Annotated in this window: 14 protein-coding genes; 6 read left to right on the top strand and 8 right to left on the bottom strand. The window is 60.2% G+C overall.

All coding sequences use genetic code 11. The features are described 5' to 3' along the window. Positions 1 to 461: 461 nt before the first annotated feature. Positions 462 to 1,832, bottom strand: coding sequence for a PQQ-dependent sugar dehydrogenase (locus BGE01nite_RS15255; RefSeq protein ID WP_146851348.1), 1,371 nt, complete (start codon positions 1,830 to 1,832; stop codon positions 462 to 464). Positions 1,833 to 1,968: 136 nt separating this feature from the next. Then, positions 1,969 to 2,694 carry a metallophosphoesterase family protein gene (locus tag BGE01nite_RS15250; protein ID WP_146851347.1) on the bottom strand — a complete coding sequence of 242 codons (726 nt, stop codon included), beginning with the start codon at positions 2,692 to 2,694 and terminating at the stop codon, positions 1,969 to 1,971. 107 nt (positions 2,695 to 2,801) lie between these two features. On the opposite strand from BGE01nite_RS15250, the gene BGE01nite_RS15245 reads away from it, so the two are divergent. Next, a complete protein-coding gene (locus BGE01nite_RS15245) occupies positions 2,802 to 4,100 on the top strand; it encodes a (Fe-S)-binding protein (RefSeq protein WP_146851346.1) in 1,299 nt (432 codons plus the stop codon). Positions 4,101 to 4,208: 108 nt separating this feature from the next. Here BGE01nite_RS15245 and gcvH read toward each other — a convergent pair whose 3' ends face one another. From gcvH to BGE01nite_RS15215, 6 genes are all read right to left on the bottom strand, one after another. After that, on the bottom strand, positions 4,209 to 4,586 hold the full coding sequence (gene gcvH / locus BGE01nite_RS15240; protein ID WP_146851345.1) for a glycine cleavage system protein GcvH: 378 nt from the start codon (positions 4,584 to 4,586) through the stop codon (positions 4,209 to 4,211). A gap of 36 nt (positions 4,587 to 4,622) precedes the next feature. After that, positions 4,623 to 5,225: a 3-isopropylmalate dehydratase small subunit gene (gene leuD / locus BGE01nite_RS15235; protein ID WP_146851344.1), complete on the bottom strand. Its 603-nt coding sequence runs from the start codon at positions 5,223 to 5,225 to the stop codon at positions 4,623 to 4,625. 85 nt (positions 5,226 to 5,310) lie between these two features. Continuing rightward, positions 5,311 to 5,928 (bottom strand): hypothetical protein, encoded by a 618-nt coding sequence (locus BGE01nite_RS15230; protein ID WP_146851343.1) that lies wholly within the window; start codon positions 5,926 to 5,928, stop codon positions 5,311 to 5,313. A 10-nt stretch (positions 5,929 to 5,938) separates the two neighbouring features. Continuing rightward, positions 5,939 to 7,270 (bottom strand): Gfo/Idh/MocA family protein, encoded by a 1,332-nt coding sequence (locus tag BGE01nite_RS15225; protein WP_146851342.1) that lies wholly within the window; start codon positions 7,268 to 7,270, stop codon positions 5,939 to 5,941. Between the two features lie 97 nt (positions 7,271 to 7,367). Then, positions 7,368 to 9,884 (bottom strand): hypothetical protein, encoded by a 2,517-nt coding sequence (locus tag BGE01nite_RS15220; RefSeq protein WP_146851341.1) that lies wholly within the window; start codon positions 9,882 to 9,884, stop codon positions 7,368 to 7,370. A 361-nt stretch (positions 9,885 to 10,245) separates the two neighbouring features. Continuing rightward, complete coding sequence (locus BGE01nite_RS15215; RefSeq protein WP_146851340.1) at positions 10,246 to 11,730, bottom strand: PTPDL family protein; 1,485 nt, start codon at positions 11,728 to 11,730, stop codon at positions 10,246 to 10,248. A gap of 212 nt (positions 11,731 to 11,942) precedes the next feature. On the opposite strand from BGE01nite_RS15215, the gene BGE01nite_RS15210 reads away from it, so the two are divergent. From BGE01nite_RS15210 to rsmD, 5 genes are all read left to right on the top strand, one after another. Beyond that, positions 11,943 to 14,270 (top strand): glycosyltransferase, encoded by a 2,328-nt coding sequence (locus tag BGE01nite_RS15210; protein WP_146851339.1) that lies wholly within the window; start codon positions 11,943 to 11,945, stop codon positions 14,268 to 14,270. 20 nt (positions 14,271 to 14,290) lie between these two features. Next, positions 14,291 to 16,243: an asparagine synthase (glutamine-hydrolyzing) gene (gene asnB / locus BGE01nite_RS15205; RefSeq protein ID WP_146851338.1), complete on the top strand. Its 1,953-nt coding sequence runs from the start codon at positions 14,291 to 14,293 to the stop codon at positions 16,241 to 16,243. Between the two features lie 104 nt (positions 16,244 to 16,347). Next, complete coding sequence (locus BGE01nite_RS15200; protein ID WP_146851337.1) at positions 16,348 to 17,151, top strand: alpha/beta fold hydrolase; 804 nt, start codon at positions 16,348 to 16,350, stop codon at positions 17,149 to 17,151. Between the two features lie 212 nt (positions 17,152 to 17,363). Beyond that, positions 17,364 to 17,855: a hypothetical protein gene (locus BGE01nite_RS15195; RefSeq protein WP_146851336.1), complete on the top strand. Its 492-nt coding sequence runs from the start codon at positions 17,364 to 17,366 to the stop codon at positions 17,853 to 17,855. A 147-nt stretch (positions 17,856 to 18,002) separates the two neighbouring features. Then, a complete protein-coding gene (rsmD, locus tag BGE01nite_RS15190; protein WP_218032999.1) occupies positions 18,003 to 18,563 on the top strand; it encodes a 16S rRNA (guanine(966)-N(2))-methyltransferase RsmD in 561 nt (186 codons plus the stop codon). Positions 18,564 to 18,659 lie beyond the last annotated feature (96 nt).

Genomic DNA, 18,659 nt, shown 5'->3' with positions numbered 1-18,659 from the left:
TTGTTGTAGAGAAAGACGTCAGTCTTCCTTCTGGTGCACGAAGGATCATCGAACCTTCCCAGAAGGCATGCTGACGCCTGCCTCTACACCACGCAGCTCCACAGGCTGAGGGCGGGGATTCACAAGCCCAACCACCCCTGCATTATGCAAGGAAATCAGCCTGCGCTGCGCGACTGGTTAGGCCTCTGCAAAATCTTTTTTTGGGGCGATTTTGCCGCCTGACTTGGCCTGCTAGCTGCTGAGTAAAGGTCTTGAAGCGCGAGCTTCACTACAACGAGCTGGACTGTCACTTCATGGTTGGGGACAGCCCGGTCACTTAAAGCCCCGGTAGGATTTTGGTTGGGTCCTACCGGGGCACTAAGTTTCCAGGGGAACCGCTGCCTTTCTGCGTGGTTATCCCCCCACAAAAAAAGCGGAGCACCCGCTTGGGATGCTCCGCTTGAGGATCGAGTTTCAGTGACTCACTTCCCGGCCACAGGTGCCGTGGCGGCACCGGCGGGGACTTTGCTGGTCGGGACGACTTTCCAGACCGCGCCGCGCTCGCTGGTGTAGGGGTCCACGGGGCCGCCGTAGTTGGCGGTGGCGTGGGTCAGGTAGATGCTGCCATCCGGGCCGATGCCGCTGCCGGTCGGGCGAATGCCATCCGCGAGGTCGACAAGTTCCTGCATCTGCCATTTGCCGTCGTCCTGCTTCATGCCCCAGACCTTGCCGCTGCCCCAGTCAGCGCAGAAGTACACGCCATCGAGCTCAGGGTAGTCTTTGTTGCGGGAGACGCCGAGGTTGATCACGCAGATGCCCTGGTTCACGTGGCTGTATTCGCCGATGGGCAGCACGCCCACCTTCGGATAGTTCTCGGGATCGGAAGCGGTCTCGGTGCCGTCTGCATTCTTCTTCAGCTTCATCGGGAAGGGATGGCTGCCACACATGAACTTCCAGCCATAGTTCTCGCCGCCCTTGCTGCTGGCAGGCTGCATGTTGATCTCTTCCCAGTGGTTCTGGCCGATGTCAGCGACGTACATGTCACCGGTCTTCGAGTCGAAGCTGAAGGTCCACGGATTACGCAGACCGTAGGCCCAGATCTCGGGCTTGGCCTTCGGATGCACCTTGGAGAAGGCTTCCTCGCTCACGCCGAAGAGCACCATCTGCTGCAGCGGGGTGATGAAGGGATTGTCCTTCGGAATGTCATAGGCGCGGTCACCGGAGGATTTGTTCACGTCGATGCGCAGCATCTTGCCGAGCAGCGTGTGGAGGTCCTGGCCGGCATTGATCACGTCACCTTCCCAGCCGCCGTCACCCACCCCGATGTAGAGATAACCATCGGGACCGAAGGCGATCTGACCGCCATGATGGTTGCAGTACGGGAAGTCGATCTGCATGAGGATCTTCACGCTTTCGGGATCGAGCTGGTCCGGATTGCTTTTGCTCACCGTGTATTCGGCGATCATCGTGGCGCCGTTGAACCACAGGTCGGCATAGGCGATGTAGACCTTGCCGTTGCTCTTGAAGTCCGGATGAAAGGCCATGCTGAACATGCCGAGCTCCAGGAAGGAGGAGATGGTCTTGTCCTTGAGGTCGAGGAAGGGGCGCTTGTTCTTCTTCCCATCCTTGATCACCTGGATCACACCGGGACGCTCAATGACAAAGATGCGTCCACTGCCATCATTCGGTGCCGCCACGCTGACGGGATCGACGAGATCATCAGCGACTTTGACGAGACTGATGGAGACATTGCCGGGGAGCTTGCCACCGGGCTGGGCGACTTTGTCTTCGGCCCGGAGAGTCGCGCCAGAAAGCAGCGCGGTGAGAGTGAGCAGACTGAGGGTCAGTTTCATGGGTTGGATGTTCTGAGGATAGGTTGACGTGAACGCGCGGAGGCTAGCGATTCGTGCGCCCGCCTGACAAGCCTGAAAAATCCCCGTTACGGAATGCTCCCTCTCCGGAGTCGTTTCCGACATCCTCGCCCCGGCCTTAGGTTTTCGGCAGCGGGATGCGGATCGTGTTCGCGGTCGGCGGCTCCGTGAGTTCCCGGATGGAGGTGTGGCGGACAGCACCCGCGTTATTCACCTGCACAAAGGTCTCGGCCTCCACATCCATGCAGGTCAACCAGCCCTGGCCATAAGCCCAGGTGTCCAGGCAGATGGCATAGGATTTCAGATTGGGCAGCCCGGTCTTCTGGGCGGTGTGCCCGCAGATGATGCGCTTGCCGGAGGTGTGTGGATACACATCATCAAAGCGTGTCCAGAAAAGCCAGTCGTCACTTTGATCGGCGAGGCTGAAGTAAGCGTTCGCGTTCGCATGCACGAACAGGTTGGCCTTGTCCTCATAGTAGCGCAGGCAGCGCTGGGAAAGGAAGTCGACGTGCGCGGCTGGTACCACGTTCCAGGCCAGAGTCTGAATGCCGGGGGAGTAGGACTCGATCGTCTCCTTGCCACCGACACGCAGCCAGCCTTCGGGATCAATGCGCTGGTTCAGCGCCTCCAGAAACAGGATCTCGTGATTGCCGATGATGGGCTTGAGTTGTGTGCTCTTTTCCAAAGAGATCAGTGTGTCCAGCACGCCCTTGGAATCCGGACCACGGTCTACGTAGTCTCCAAGCGTGACCAGAACATCGTCCGGCCCTGGCTGCACGATGTCGAGCAACGTGCGCAGGGCCGTGGAGCAGCCGTGTATGTCGCCGATCGCCAGCGTTCGCATTCGGGCACTTTGGATGGGGCCAGTGGTTGCCGCAAGCGTGGATGCACTCTTATCAACTGAGAGATGACTTTCTTTCCAGCCGTCTATTCTTCCCCTCCACCTGCCGAATGAATCTTCTCCAGTCTCTCGACTACTCCGTCCTCCAGCAATGCATGCACTGCGGAATGTGCCTGCCCACCTGCCCGACCTACGTGGAGACTAAGCGCGAGCGCAACAGCCCCCGCGGCCGCATCTCCCTCATGCGCAGCGTGGCAGATGGCGAGCTGGAGGTCACACGCGAGTTCGCGGACGAGATGTACTACTGCCTCGGCTGCCTCGCCTGCCAGACGGCCTGCCCGGCGGGAGTGAACTATGCGGAACTCTTTGAAACAGCGCGTGGTGAGATCGAGCGCAGTGCCGTGGCGCAGACGCCCGAGCGTGATTTCTGGAGATGGTTGACGCTGAACGTTCTCTTCATGCATCCACGTCTGCTGCGCCTCACCGGCTGGGGATTGCGGCTCTGGCAAAAGACGGGTGGTGATCGCTTCATGCGCCGTGTGAAGTTCTTTGGCCTGCTGCCGAAGCATCTCCGTGATCTGGAACCGCAGACCCCGAAAGTCGCTGATGCTTTTTCCGACTCGCTCATCGCTCCGGTCGAATCTCCCACACCGCTGGAGAAGCCGCGCTATCGTGTCGGGCTGCTCACTGGCTGCGTGCAGGATTTGGCATTTTCAAACATCAACCGTGACACCGCAGATGTGCTGCTGGCGAATGACTGTGAGGTCATCACGCCGCGTGCGCAGTCCTGCTGCGGCTCTCTGCATGCGCACAATGGTGAGCTTGAGCTGGCTCGCGAGCTGGCACGTCGTCAGATCGACAGCTTTGATCTCGATCATCTCGATGCCATCATCACGAATGCTGGCGGCTGCGGCTCGCATCTGAAGCAGTATGGCCATCTCCTGCACGAAGATCCTTTCTATGCCGCGAAGGGACGTCAGTGGGATCGCAAGGTGAAGGACATCCACGAATGGCTGGCGCAGATCGGCATCCGCAAGCCTGAGCATGGAGTTGAATTGAGCGAGGTGACTTACCACGAAAGCTGCCACCTTTGCCATGGTCAGAAAGTCACCTCTCAGCCACGCCAGGTGTTGCAGGCCATTCCTGGTCTCACCTTGAAGGAACTGCCTGAGAGCAACTGGTGCTGCGGCAGCGCCGGCATTTATAACATCACGCAACCTGAGCAGTCGGCGAAACTGCTGAAGCGCAAGGTGGGGCACATCGAATCCACCAAGACCACCTGTGTCGCCACCTCGAACCCTGGCTGCCATCTGCAGCTCGCGAATGGCTTGAAAGGGAAGGGTGTGAATGTCACGCAGCCTGTGACATTGCTCGCGCAGGCTTATCGCAAGAAGGACCGCTCATCGTAGAGGAAGACGTGAGTGTGTCGTAGAGGAAGACGTGAGTCTTCCTTCGCGGGCACGTGAGGTCTGCGCACTTCGAAGAGGGCATGCTCACGCATGCCTCTACATCAGGACTTAGCCAATCAGCGCCTTGTAAGCCGCGGCATCCTTGAGGCTGCTGGCTTCACCGGCATCAGAGAGCTTGATCTTGTAGATCCAGCCGGCGCCGTAAGGGTCGGTGTTGATGAGACCTGGGTTGGCGCTGAGTTCGGCATTCACCTCCACGATCTCGCCGCTGACCGGAGTGTAGATGTCACTCGCGGCTTTGACGGACTCGATGACGCAGACCTGCTGGCCTGCCTTCACCGGACCGAGCTTCGGCGGATCGACGAAGACCACATCCGTGAGTTCAGCCTGGGCGTGGTCAGTGATGCCGACCGGGGAGATGGCCTGGGAGGCATCCACCCACTCGTGACTGTCGCGGTAACGAAGATGATCGGGAACGAGGCTCATGGCGGGAAGGGAAGGTGAGGTGAGATTAAAATGAACTCAGGCTTTGGCGAAACCGAGGGCTTCCATGCGGCCTTGGATGGCATCCTTGGCCTCGAGCAGCTCGCCGATCGGATCCCACTTGCCGGAGACCAGCGCATCATGCGCGGTGTTTGCAATCGTGACGGCGAAGCTTTCGCTACCGAAACGCACCTGCTTGTTCGCCACATCGACAACGACTTCGAGCTTGGGATCAGCGTCCACCGCAGCGGCGAGCTTGGCGATGTCTTCTGCGGTAGCGATCACACAAGGGATGCCGAGCGTGGTGCAGTTGCCGAAGAAGATCTCGGCGAAGCTCTGGGCGATCACGGCGCGGAAACCGAAGCGGTAGAGAGCCTGCGGGGCGTGCTCACGGGAGCTGCCGCAGCCGAAGTTCGTGCCGGAAAGCAGGATGGAGGCACCTTTGAAGCGGGGTTCATCCAGAGGATGACCGGTGGGCTTGCCGTCCTTGTCGAAACGCACGTCGTAGAAGGCGAATTCGCCGAGGCCGTCAAAGGTCACGCACTTCATGAAGCGTGCGGGGATGATACGGTCGGTGTCGATGTCAGAACCTGTGACGTGAACGGCAGTGCCGGAAACTTGGGTGATCTTTGCGAGGGCCATGGGTGGAAGGGTGAGGCTTAGCGGAAATTTCCGTCATGGCAAACGGTGAGAATGGGTTCAATCACCCTGGCGGCTTTGGAACCGCCTAATGGAGGCGGAGGGAGCCGGAAACTCGGGGCGGTGTGTTTGCCCGGTGAAACAGCCAGCCGAGGCCCGCCCCGAAGCCGAGGCCGTAAAAAAGGCCCCAGGAGAGCTTCGCGAGGGTGATGTAGTTCTGAAAATCCGGGTGGCCCTTGCCCAGAGCCCGGGCTTTGGGCACCAGAACGTCATACATGGCCCAGTCTCCCGCGAAGTAACCAGCGGTGTGCAGCACGAAAAGTCCCAGGGCACTTACCAGCCAGCCCCACGTGTTTCCCAGCATTTTGAGGGCGATCCAGCTAAAGCACATGCAGCCGGCAAAGGCACCCACCCACTCGCCAAGGCGGCCTTTGAGGCCAAACCAGGCCAGGCACCAGACCACGGAGTAGACAAGGAAGGCGGGAAGAAAGGCTTTGTAAAACCTGCCCATGCCACCGGCCAGCGGGCCGAGAATGACTCCGGACAGGCCGATGAAGACGATGGCGATGGCCGCATACATGCCCAGCTCGCCGCCCAGGTTTCGGAACCAGCCGGATCCAAAAGCCCAGACGGCAAATGCTGCGACACCGACCACGGCAAACCCGAGGGAGCCGTGGACGAGGTCTTTGAGCAGGGAGCGTGACATGGACCGCAGATTACATCTCCCAGCCTGCGCGATACTGGCGCTTCACGAGAGCATTGGCGGCCTCGTTGTTGGTGATCTTCAGACCTGGGGCATCCCAGATCAGTTTTTCACCGGGGAAGGGGCTGGCCAGGCAGCCGAGCAGCACGGCTTCCGTGAGTGGGCCGGCGTAGTCGAAGTTCGCCGTGGGCTTCGTGGAGCCGCCTTTGAGGCAGCAGTCGATGAAGTCGAACCAGTGATTGCGCGGCTCCAGCTTGGCGGGCCGCTTATCTTTGAATTTTTCCCGGGGGTACAGGATCGGCGTGCTGCCATGCGGATGCAGAAGCACACCATCGGTACCGATGTAGATGCTGCCCTGGCCGGGGAACTTGGCAGGATCCGCCAGTGCCATGACTTCAGCTGGTGGACGCGCATCGCCATCATACCAGGTGACCTTTACCTCATCGCCAGCGGTGTATTGCGTGCCTTTAAAGGTGTACTCGACAATCGCATTGATGGCCCAGTTCGTGGAGTTCGGCGGTGTGGGGCCGGTGGACTTCACCGCGATCGGCGCGGCGAGATCGAGGCTGCGGAACCAGCCGCTGAACATGTGGCAGCCCATGTCGCCAAGGGTGCCGGTGCCGAAGTCGCGGCGCTTGCGCCAGTTGCTCGGGTGATAGTAGCCCTTGATGTAGGGGCGGTCACTGGCGGTGCCCAGCCAGAGGTTCCAGTCGAAGCCTTCCGGGATGGGATCACTCTTCTCCGGCACGGGCTCCATGTCTCCCCACTTCTTGTTAGAAAAGGTGTGCACCTCCTTGACCTTGCCGATGGCGCCGGAGTGGATGTAGTCCACGGCGAAGCGCTCCGTGAAGTCCGAGGAGATCTGGATGCCCATCTGGGTCATCACACCCTTCTCACGAGCTTTCAGCATGAGCTGGCGGCATTCGTAGAGGTTCTGCGCCAGCGGCTTCTGGCCATACACGTGCTTGCCCAGCTCCAGGGCCTTCATGCCGATGGGGCCGTGCATGTGGTCAGGGGTGGAGACATTGACGCTGTCGATGTTGCCAGCCTCCTTCTCCAGAAGCTCGCGCCAGTCTTGGTAACATTTCACGTTAGGCCATTTCTCCTTCACCTTGGCGAAGTTGCGCGTGTCCACATCACACACGGCGGTGAGCTCCCACATGTCGTGGTTGGCCATGGAGGTGATGTCCGACCAGGACATGCCCGCCGCGCCAAAGGCGGCGTGACGAAGCTTGCCATTCGGCGAGGCGGCGCGCAGGCCGGTGGTGACGAAGGGGGCGGCGAAAAGGCTGGCGCTGGCGGTCTGCAGGAAGCGGCGGCGTGAGGTCAGGGCTGGGTAGGACATAAAGCTGGTTGAGCAAACGCACGTCACCCCCGTTCTCTGGCAGGCGAATGGGGTGGAAATAATCTGCAGAGCCTGTCATTCGCCAGCGCCTAAAGGCTCATAGTGTCCACGGGCCATCGTCATACCAGTCCTTGCAGACCAGCGGGGCGATGTCCGCGTAGCTCGATGTGCGCCACAGGGGCAGCCGCAGCAGGTGGGCCAGCGTGTGATCGTAGGTGCCAAAGAGATCCCGCATCTGCGCATGCTGCTGGCGGGCATAGACAGGGAAGCAGACGAGATGCCCGCTCTCTGAGATGGCGACCAGCTGCCGCGCCCACGGTTTGCCTTTGGCATCACGGGCGTAGAGCACCCGCTTGTTGGCATCCAGCGCGTTTGCGGCGGTGGAGAAGCTGTTGAAGCTGCCCGCGCTGAGGCAGGTGCCGAATTCTGTGCCCATGCGCAGGATGGCCTGCAGATCATCTTCGGGACCGAGCTGCAGCACGCCGACGTCCTGCACCTCTTTTTCGACGACGAAGCCCTCCATCCACAGTTCGCGGCGTGTTGACGGTTGCCTGTGCAGCCAGCTTTGATTTCGCGGATGCTGCAGCGTCCAGGAGCGTTTGTCCTGCTGCTCCTGGCAGGAGCGCAGCAACTGGCGCATCGCCCTGGCGTTGCGCTCTCCAGAAGCCGCCACAAGCCGGAGTGTGTGCGTGCTCACAATCTCCCCTTGCAGGGCAGGGAAGCGACGGCGCAACGACCACTCCGCGATCTCCTTCAGCACCGCGAGGCGCAGGCGCTGGGCATTGCCCAGCAGCTCGCCTCGATAATGCGCCAGCACATGCGCGGGCATGGCCTTGGCATGAGTCCGCAGTTTGTCAGGGACACCTGGGAGTCCTGCGTGACTGGCCTGGATGGTGTCCACAAGCACGATGGCTTCTTCAAGAGACATGCGGGCGAGGTTGCATGACACGAGCGGATGCTCGCGAAAGGCCTGCCAGATCTCACCGCGCTCACGGGCGGTGAGCTCGCCAATACGACGCATGATGCGAAGCCACTCCAGAGGAGAGGAGGCGAGCATGCCGAGAAGACAACCGGATGGCAGATCCTTTGCGCTCTTGATGCCGTCCTCCGCATTGTCGCATGAGGAATAGCCGATCAGTGCCGGCTGCATCTGTTTCCAGACAGATTCAGGCAGGTTGAGCAGCGCCTCCTCTTCCTCCCTGCCAACCGTGCTCCACAGGGCATAGATCATGCATGAGGTGTGCGTCCCCGGCGCTTTTTTGAAATCCCGGATGCGGCGCAGCCAGCGGATGAGATGACCGGCGTCATGAGGTGTTCTGGAGTCGTGGTCGTATCCGCGCCAGAGTGATTCAATCAGACCTGTGGCGAGTTCAATGAGTGCTGGCGGAGTCTGGGAAGCCTCATGGAGGAATTCGTCCCAATGCTGAAGCCAGCGACTCCAATAGGGCGCAGCCCTTCCGTCAGCGATGACAGTGCCTCTCATGCGCTGCAGCACGGATTCTTGAATGTCCGGATGCAGTGGCCGGGCAAACAGACGGCTGATGGCACTGCTCCAATCACGAAGCTTCGTGGACTGCTTCCAGATCTGATGAGGATAGCGCAGCCAGTCTGGAATGCGGGGATTCATGGCCTGATGGATCTGCCGCAGACAAGGATCATGCGCAGGCTGTGACAGCGGATGAAACTCGAGCTCCCAGCGCCGGTGAAAGCGCAGCGCCTTCGCGATGAAACGTGGTGTGCAGCCATTCTCCAGGCTGCGCATCACCTTCAGGGCTGTGGCGGCGAATGCTGATCTCGGGATCGCATGCGTGAGTGTCTGCAGCAGTGAATGCATCCCTGCCGGCGGCAGTTGCAGGTGCTGCTTCGTTTCCACCAGCACACGCATCAGAGGTAGGCGCAGTTCCTTGAGCTGACGTGCCAGCAGGGGGAACCATTTGAAGCGGGCTTCTTGAAGCATTCGCGCGACCAAGGCTTCGCGATCAGGCTCGTGACCTTCGCTTAAAGCCGCCGCCCATGATTCCAGGACGGCATCCCAGGCGAGTCCACGTTGGCGCAACCAAGGCAGCCAGACACGTGCAGCGCGTGGTGAGGCTGCAGGTTCGAGCATGGGCTTTCTCTCGCCGTCGAGCAGCAGGTGGGCGAGGTCGATAGAGGATGCTTCCGCTGAGGAAATCTCCAGGAGCGGCAGGGTTTCGGGGAAGTCCTTCACGAGCATCTTGACCGTCTTTTTCCAATGCGGCTGCAGCGCAGCCAGAAGACACCGGCGTGCGGCACGATCTGCCAGCCATGGGCGGACATCGCGGCCAGCCCAGCCATGCGTGAAGGACACGGAGAGAGTGCCTTCATCCGCTGGCAGTGCCAGCAGCACGATGAGCACATCACACAGCATGCGTGGTGTGCTTTCAAAATGCGCGAGACGCTGCCAGGCAGCATTCAAGATGCCGAATGGCATGTTCATCATCGAGGAGCAGTCGTCCGTGATGATGCGCAGACCGCTGTCCTGTGAACCACAGGCACAGTGTGTATGAGTGCGTGAGGAGGCGGGAAGCTGCTCCAGACGCATGATGACCAGTCGTCCCTGCTGCGAGCGCAGCGGGAGGTGAGTGAGTTTCATGAAAGAGTCGAAAAATGGGCACGACGCTGTGCAGGTTCCTGCCATCCGGGCACAGCGTCGCGCAAAGCACGCTGGATGGAGGTGCGGGGAGGTGGTGCAGGCGTGCGATGCAATGACCGCTCAGGTCATGTCGCTAATGAGCGGCTCTAGCCGCGATGCCTAACCACAAGTGTTCCGGCGGCCTTTGTTATGCGGCCGCCCACGCTGCAAGAAAACTTGAGTGCGTCGTGAACATGGAGCGATGTTTAAACGATCCGCTCGAAATGGCAAGCCGCTCTTTCTGGCGGCAGCTGCTGACCAACAAAAAGCCGGAGATCTCGCTTGGAGATCTCCGGCTCTGTTAGACTCGATTAAAGAGAACTTACTTCTTCTTCAGGAAGGCGAGGAGCAGGCCGACGATGACCACGCCCATGCCGATCATGATGTAGAGGCTGGTGTTGGATTCCTCCACCACTGGAACGGGTGCTGGCAGCGGCATCGGAGGCACGGGCGCCTGAGGGACAGGCTGCTGGGCCACGGGAGCCACAGGGCGCTGCACGGGCTGCTGGACCACAGCTGCTGCAGGAGCGGTGGTGGTCGTGGTCGTCGTAGTGGTAGCGGCGGGCGCCGTGGCAGCAGCGGCAGGCTGGCCGGTGGCGGCTGCGGCAGGAGCCGCACCTGCTTCTGCGAGGATCTGGGCCACGCGGCTGTCCTGGCCGGTTGCTGCCACACCGCCCATGGCGGTGGAGCCTGAGGTGGCGGCACCAGTCGCGGCGGCACGGCTGAGCTGGGCATGCAGCTTCAGCAGGCGTGCGCGCAGGTCCATGGGGATGTCACGGTACTCCACCTGCAGATTCAGGGCCTGGGCGCGCTCAAAGGCGGCAGCACCACCGAGATAGTCACCTTCACCGATCTTGCGGTAGCAGGCGGTGAAGATCTCATTGTTAGTCCGCAGTTCTTCCATGTTGAGCGTCTGCAGACGGGTGAGTTCCTGCACGGCCTCCTTCTGGGCGGTCTGGATGCTGGGCAGGTCATACTTGTAAGGTGCGGTCCAGCGCAGCTTCTGACGGCGCTCGGCATCATAGGCGGCACGCCATTTGTTGTACTCATCGGAGATGGCGTTCTTGGTCTTGGAGAGCTCGGGCTCCTGCAGCTTTTTCAGACCTTCCTTGCGGGCCTGGTCCAGCTGGGCCTGCTCGGCGGACATCTTGTCCAGGGACGTGATCCATTTCTCGAGCGCGGTGATGGCCTCAGGAATGGCCTGCACGAAGTAAGTGGAGCCCTTGTACGCCGGGGCTGGCATCATCATCCGGTCAAACTCACGCAGAGCTCCCACGTAATCCTGCTTGGCGGTCTTCTCCCGCAGGCTGGCAAGGATCAGATAAGCCTCGATGTTCCACTGCTCAGCCTTGTATTCCTTCGGGCTGAGCCAGCGGCCCTCATGCTTGAGCTGCCCGTTGGACACCATGGACTTCTCCTCCTGGAACTTGGCGATCATCGCCTCGACTTCCTGGGCTTCCGGAGTGCCGGGATACTTGTTCACGAACGGACGCAGGCGGTCCTGGATGATCTGCTCATAGGCATCTGCCTTGAGAAGGTTCGGTGTCGGCAGCAGCTTGCGCAGCTCGATGACTTCCACTTCCTGCGGGGTCTGCTTCACCACCTTGTCAATGTCAGCCATGGGGAAGATCTTCTCGTCCATGATCTTGGGCGTGAGGCGGTACCTCATCTTCACGCCCTGGTCGTTCTGCTCCAGGATCGTGCCTTCGACTTTAGTGCCGTTTTTCAGCATCAAGATGTCGGCGTGCAGGAGCGGGGTGCCGCAAAGGAGCGCCAGAACGGCGGTGCGGAATCGGCTGATTTTCATGACTGGAATGATAGGTGTCGGGTAATAAGGGCAGGCGGCAAAAAACCGCAGAATTTGCGGATTTAATCGGGATTCGTTCTGCGAGTAAAGAGAGAAACCGATTTCCAGGAAGGGCTGGCTCTCTTCTGGCTTTAGGCGTCGGCCTCTCCATGACGAAAGGTCAGGAATCCCTTATTGCCAGCTTATGATTATGAAGATTATAGTTAAGCCTGATGCCTGAGCTGCCTCCTACGCGCCTTACTTTCCTGATTCGTGACCTCGGTCATGGCGGTGCGCAGCGGCAATTGGTCACGCTCGCACGCGCCCTGGCTGGGCAGGCCGCTTTCGCTGTGAGTGTGGTGCATTTCTATCCCGGCCCCTTTGAGGCTGAGCTGCGCGCGGCCGGGGTGAAGACTCACTGCATTGGCAAAAAGCACCGCTGGGACCTCGTCGGTTTCTTTCTCCGTCTCGTCCGCGTGATGCGGGGCCTTAACCCGGATGTCATTCATGGGTATCTGCATGAGTCGAATCTCATGGCGCTCCTCCTGAAACCCTTGTGTGGCTTTCCCCGGGTGGTCTGGGGCATCCGGGATTCTCAAACGGATGCGGCGACCTGGGGCCTGCTCGGCATTCTCAGCTTCCGGCTGAACTGCCTGCTCTCCGGCTGGGCTGACCGCATCATTGCCAATTCACGTGCGGGACGCGGCTACTACATGCGCCAGGGCTACCCGGCAGGTCAGTTCGAGGTCGTGCCCAATGGCATTGATGACACACGCTTCCGGCCGCAGACCAGGGAGACTTTTGGCAGCACCTTTGCCATGGTGGGCCGGCTGCACCCCATGAAGGATCACCCCACCTTCCTGCGCGCCCTCGCCCGGGTGCCGGAAGCCCGGGCTGTCATCATCGGCAGCGGTGATGCGGCCTACACCTCGCACATGCAGGCGCTGGCCCAGGAGCTGGGAGTGGCGGATCGTGTGGAGTGGCAGCCTGCGCGTGATGACCTCGCGCAAGTTTATCCGACCTTTGATGCGCTGGTGTCCACTTCCGCCTATGGCGAAGGTTTCTCCAATGTGCTCGGCGAGGCCATGGCCTGCGCCGTGCCGGTGATCGCCAGTGATGTGGGAGACAGCGCCTGGCTGGTGGATGATCCGCGCTGGGTCTTTCATTCGGGGGATGATCTGGAGCTGGCGGAGAAGATGAGCGCATTCCTCAGCCTGGATCCGCGTGAGCGTTCTTGGTTAGGCCAGAAGAACCATCAGCGCATTCAGCAGAACTTCACCGTGACCAAAATGGTGGAGGCCACGGGGGTGATCTGCCTCGCCGAGGCCCTGGAGCGCAAGGGGGTGCAACGTGCCACGGAGACTTTTGAGGCCATGAGGGCAGGGGGCTCCTTCGCGGGGGCTCCTGGCGTTTCTCCCACGTCCAACGGCAGCACTCCTCCGCAGTCCTCCGACCGCTCCAAGCGTGTGCTCTGGATCACCACGGGACTCGGCACCGGTGGCGCGGAGATGATGCTGACGCAGATCATCACCGGACTGCCCGCGCATCGACACACCGTGATTTCACTCACCTCGGGAGGTAAATATGTGGAGCCTTTGCGTGCTGCTGGAGCGGAGGTGCTCTCGCTCGACATGCCCGCTGGTAAGCCCACGCTGGGCGCGCTTTGGCGGTTGTTCAAATTCGCCTGGCGCGTGAGGCCTGCGGTGATCATGGGCTGGATGTATCATGGCTGCTTCGCCGCCGTGATGGTGAAGATTTTCCGTCTCGGCCAGGGACGTGTGATCTGGAACATCCGGCAGTCTCTCTATGATCTGTCGTTGGAGAAGCGTGGCAGCGCCCTGGTGATCCGCTCCCTTCCATGGCTGGCGCGCTTTGCCAGAGTCATCACCTACAATTCCAAGCTGAGCGCACGCCAGCATGAGGCCCTCGGATATCCCGCCGCGAAGACAAAGCTCGTGCCGAACGGCTTTGATCTGGAAAAGTGGAGCGGATTTTCTCCGAGCCAGGAGTCTCGTCCAGCCCACCCGCCGCGCATCGGCCGTTTTGGCCGGTTCACGGCCATGAAGGACTACCCCACTTTTCTGTCAGCGGCGGCTCTGCTCGTCAAAGACGAGCCGGGGGCTGAGTTTCTGCTCGCAGGAACGGATGTCGATGATCGGAACACGGAGCTGACCCAGCTCATCGAGCAACTGGATCTGCGGAGTCATGTCAGACTGCTCGGAGAACGCAGCGATCTTCCGGAGATCACAGCATCACTCGATCTCGCTGTGTCTTCTTCAGCTTTTGGCGAGGGTTTTCCGAATGTCGTGGGTGAGGCCATGGCCAGCGCGGTGCCGGTGGTGGCCACGGACATCGGTGACACCGCCTGGGTCATGGGAGACACTGGACGAATCGTTCCCGCGAAGGATCCTCAAGCTCTGGCCAATGCCTGTCGGGACATCCTCCGTCTGCCCGCCGGTCAACGTCACGAACTTGGCATCAAAGGATGTCAGCGAATTAAAGAACATTTTTCGCTGCAAAGTGTTCTTTCAGAGTTCAATACTCTCCTTACAAATTACTGACAGGGTTTCCTATTCTTCTCATGTGCGGCATTGCTGGCTACTTCACCCCTCCAAGGGCACGCTCTCTGGACCAACTTACCGCCGGAGTCACCCGCATGACGGATGCCATCGTTCATCGTGGTCCGGATGATAGCGGAGCGTGGGTGGATGTGGAAAATGGCATCGCGCTCGGGCATCGGCGTCTGTCGATTCTCGATCTCTCGCCACTGGGCCATCAGCCCATGACCAGCGCGGACGGACGTTTCGTCATGGTCTTCAATGGTGAGATCTACAATTTCCAGCAACTGCGTGCGGAGCTCGAGAAGCACGGGCACACCTGGCGCGGTCACTCGGACACGGAGATCATGCTGGCCGCCTTCCGCCAGTGGGGCATCTTTGAGGCCACGAAGCGCTTCAACGGCATGTTTGCCTTTGCAGTGTGGGATCGCGACGAGCGCACGCTGACCTTGGGTCGCGACCGCCTCGGTGAAAAGCCTCTCTATTATGGCTGGCAGGGAGACACCTTCGTTTTTGCCTCCGAGCTCAAAGCCGTGCGCGCCATGCCTGGCTTCGATGCCACGATCAATCGTGATGCCATCTGCGCGCTGCTGAGGTTCAACTACATCCCGGATCCCTGGTGCATCTATGAAGGCATGCACAAGCTGCCACCGGCAGCGCTCATCACGCTGAAGGCACCTTCAGACAAGCCTGTGCCGCAGCTTTACTGGAATCTGCGCCAGGTCATCGAGCACGGGTATGATCATCCCTTCGCTGGAACTGAGAAGGAGGCGATCGACACCTTTGAGTCTCTGCTCAAGGAAGCCGTCGGCATGCGCATGGTGGCGGATGTGCCCATCGGTGCCTTCCTTTCCGGCGGTGTGGACTCCTCCCTCATCGTTGCCATGATGCAGGCGCAGAGCTCGCGGCCCGTGCGCACCTTCACCATCGGCTTTGATGTGCCCGAGTATAACGAGGCGGAGTTTGCCAAGGAGGTGGCCGCGCATCTGAAGACGGATCACACGGAGATGTACATGACCGGCCAGAACGCGCTGGACACCATCCCGCTGATGCCGGGCATGTATGATGAGCCCTTCTCCGACTACTCGCAGATTCCCACCTACCTCGTCAGCAAGATGGCGCGGCAGCATGTCACGGTGTCTCTGAGCGGTGATGCGGGAGACGAGCTCTTCGGTGGTTATGAGCGCTACTTCGTCGGTCGCAATCTTTGGAACAAGTTCGCCTGGATGCCGCCTGCGCTGAAGAAGCTCACGGCTTCTGCCCTCACCATGTTCTCGCCGGATTCCTTGAATGCCATGGGGGCTGTGTTCCGTCCTGTGCTGCCCCTGAGGGTGCGCCATGGCCCCTTTGGGGACAAGCTGCACAAGCTGGCCGAGGTGGTGGCCGCTCCTGGCATGGAGAGCCTGTATCTCACGCTGATGTCTCACTGGAAGAAGCCTGAGCAGCTCGTCATCAACGGCCGTGACCGGGACAGCAGCATCACCGATCAAACAGGCTGGCCGCGGGTGAGTGACTTCACCCACCGCATGATGCATCTGGACATGGAAACCTATCTGCCAGGAGACATTCTCACGAAGGTGGACCGTGCCGCGATGAGCGTCAGCCTGGAGAGCCGCATCCCGCTGCTGGACACGAACTTGATCGAGTTTGCCTGGACCATTCCTTTTTCCATGAAGGTTCGCGGAGGCAAGGGCAAGTGGCTCATGCGCGAGACGCTTTATCGCCATGTGCCAAAGCGCCTGATCGACCGGCCGAAGCGTGGTTTCGGGGTGCCTCTGGAACACTGGCTGCGTGGCGAGCTGCGTGACTGGGCGGAGGATCTGCTCAGCGAGTCACGCCTGAAGCGTGAGGGCTATTTCAATCCGGCACCCATTGGCAAAAAATGGCAGGAGCATGTGGATGGCACGCGGAACTGGCACTTCTACCTGTGGGACGTGCTCATGTTCCAGGCCTGGCTGAATGAAAACAGCCGCTGAGAGATCCGTTGTTCGCACATTCACGCTTGGCAAGGCGCGCTGGCTTCGTTAGCACTAGCCGCCCTCAGGCCTTTTTTTCCAACCAACCTCCACTCACCACCACCATGCCCCACGTCAGCACCAACGGCATCCAGATGTATTATGAAGAACGCGGCACCGGCGATCCGCTGGTCTGCATCATGGGCGTCACGGCTCCCGGCGGTGTCTGGGAAGCACATGCCGCTGAGTGGTCGAAGCATTTCCGCTGCATCCTCGGTGACAACCGCGGTGTCGGCCTGACCGACAAGCCTGCCGGTCCCTACACCTCCGCGATGATGGCGGACGACTATGCCGGACTCATGGACCAGCTCGGCATCAAGCAGGCACGTGTGGTCGGTTGCTCGCTTGGTTCCGTCATCGCGCAGCAGCTCGCGCTGCGTCATCCGCAGAAGGTGAAGAGCATGATCCTCATGTGTACCTGGGCGCGTCAGGACCGCTTCGGTCTCTACACCTGGCAGCACCTCATGAAAGCCAAGGCGACGATGCGTCCGGAAGACTTCATGCAGTGGATCCAGATGCTCATCTTCACCAAGCCCTGGTTTGATAACGATGACTGCTGGAACAACATGCAGCAGGGACTCAAGGATGCCGCGAACAACCCAGCGCCACAGCCACTCCATGCCACGGAAGCGCAAGCGGCCGCCGCCATCACGCACAATACGATCAGCGAACTCAAAAACGTGAAGTGCCCCGCGCTCGTCATCGGCGGCAAGGACGACACCTTCACACCAAAATGGATGAGCGAGGAAGTCGCCGCCGCGATTCCCGGTGCGGACCTGCATCTCTATGACAACGCCGGTCACGCCTTCCACTGGGAGTGCCTGAACGACTTCAATCCGCGCACACTGAAGTGGCTGCAGGAGCATTGATCCAGTTGATCTCCATTTAGAATGCGAGAAGCCGTCACCGTTTACGTGACGGCTTCTTCGTTTTCGGCTTCGGCAGGTTTTGAGCCGGCCATACATCCGCAGCGCTCACCCTATGCGTAGTACAGGGCGAATCCTGACGGGTTCATCCCCCTTCATTCCAGTCACGCCTGTTGGTTAGGCCTGGCTGGATCTCAAAACCCAAGTCGCTTATCATGAATGCTTCATTTCTACGCATCGGAGCTGCTTTGCTGGCAGTCATCCTTGCCGCGTGTGTCGGGCCTCCGGGGCCTGACAACCGAAGGGACTCCCATGATCCGGACAATCTGCAGCGCGCTGAGCCGCCAAAGGCCTGGAAGGCTGATTCACCGCGTCTGTTCACCTGTGCGGAACTGCAGGAAGTGGGGGACAGGTATGGCCGCACGATTGGTTATCGCATCGAGCTGAAGCCGTATCAGTGGCAGGGGGAAGCCGGCAAATACTACGTCTCCTCCAAACTCATCCCGTATGAGCCCGGCATCGCCATCGTGTGGCTCAATGATGCAGAGTTGGCGGTGATGCGTGGCGAGTTCGAGTACCTGCGCTTGGTCCATGTGAATCCCAAGGCGGAGCGTGGCGGCTGGATCGAGAGAATGGCCCCACATCCGAAACCTGCCGTGAGCACTCCTGTGCCGCCGCCTCCAGCATCGGTGAAGAAGGCGCGCTGACCACTCTTTCCGCTGGTCCATTCGGGTTGGACTAGTGGTTCGGCAAAGACTCAGATTCCTCCGGGGATCTGAGTCTTTTGTTTGTTGCGGCTCCAGTTGGAATGTTTCGGAGTTGCCGCAGGTGCGAGTTCGCGCTCCACATGAGGCATGCGTCTTATCTCCGGCAGCGCGGGTGGCATCCCGCTTGAGGTTCCGAAGTCTGTCACCCGTCCCACTCAGGACCGGGTGCGCCAGGCTGTCTTCAACATGCTCGGTGAGCTCATCGGCGAAGCTCGTGTGCTGGATCTCTTCGCCGGTTCAGGTGCGCTCGGACTGGAATGTCTGAGCCGTGGGGCCACGAGTGCCTTGTTGGTGGACCAGGATCGCGGCGCTTGTGAGGTGATGAAGAAGAACATCGCCAAGACGCGCCTCGAAGGTGCGACGATCCGCCAGGGGGATGTCTTCAAAACGGTGACGCAACTGGCCACCGCAGGCTCCACCTTCGATCTGGTCTTCGCCGATCCTCCCTATGCGCATAAGCCGGGAGATGTGGACCTCAGTGCGAAGCTGGCGGCGGAGGACAGTCTGCTTCAGATCATTCCAGCAGGAGGCAGTCTGATCCTTGAATCACTGGTCACACGCAACACGGCCACGTTTGGTGAGCGCTGGGAGCTGGTGCGTGAGCGCGACTATGGCTCCACGCGCATCGTCTGGCTGCGCAAACGGTAGTTGATGGCGGATCAAGAAAGAGCCGTTTCTTTACCACTGATAGACACTGATGGTCACTTATGACCAAGCCAAAGAGTGTTTGGAACATTAGAGCAT

Origin of the sequence: Prosthecobacter gellanilyticus (assembly GCF_007992435.1) — a bacterium.
GTDB classification, from domain to species: Bacteria; Verrucomicrobiota; Verrucomicrobiia; order Verrucomicrobiales; family Verrucomicrobiaceae; genus Prosthecobacter; species Prosthecobacter gellanilyticus.
The sequence above is the reverse complement of the archived record's forward strand: the minus strand, read 5'-3'. Positions and strand labels throughout refer to the sequence as shown.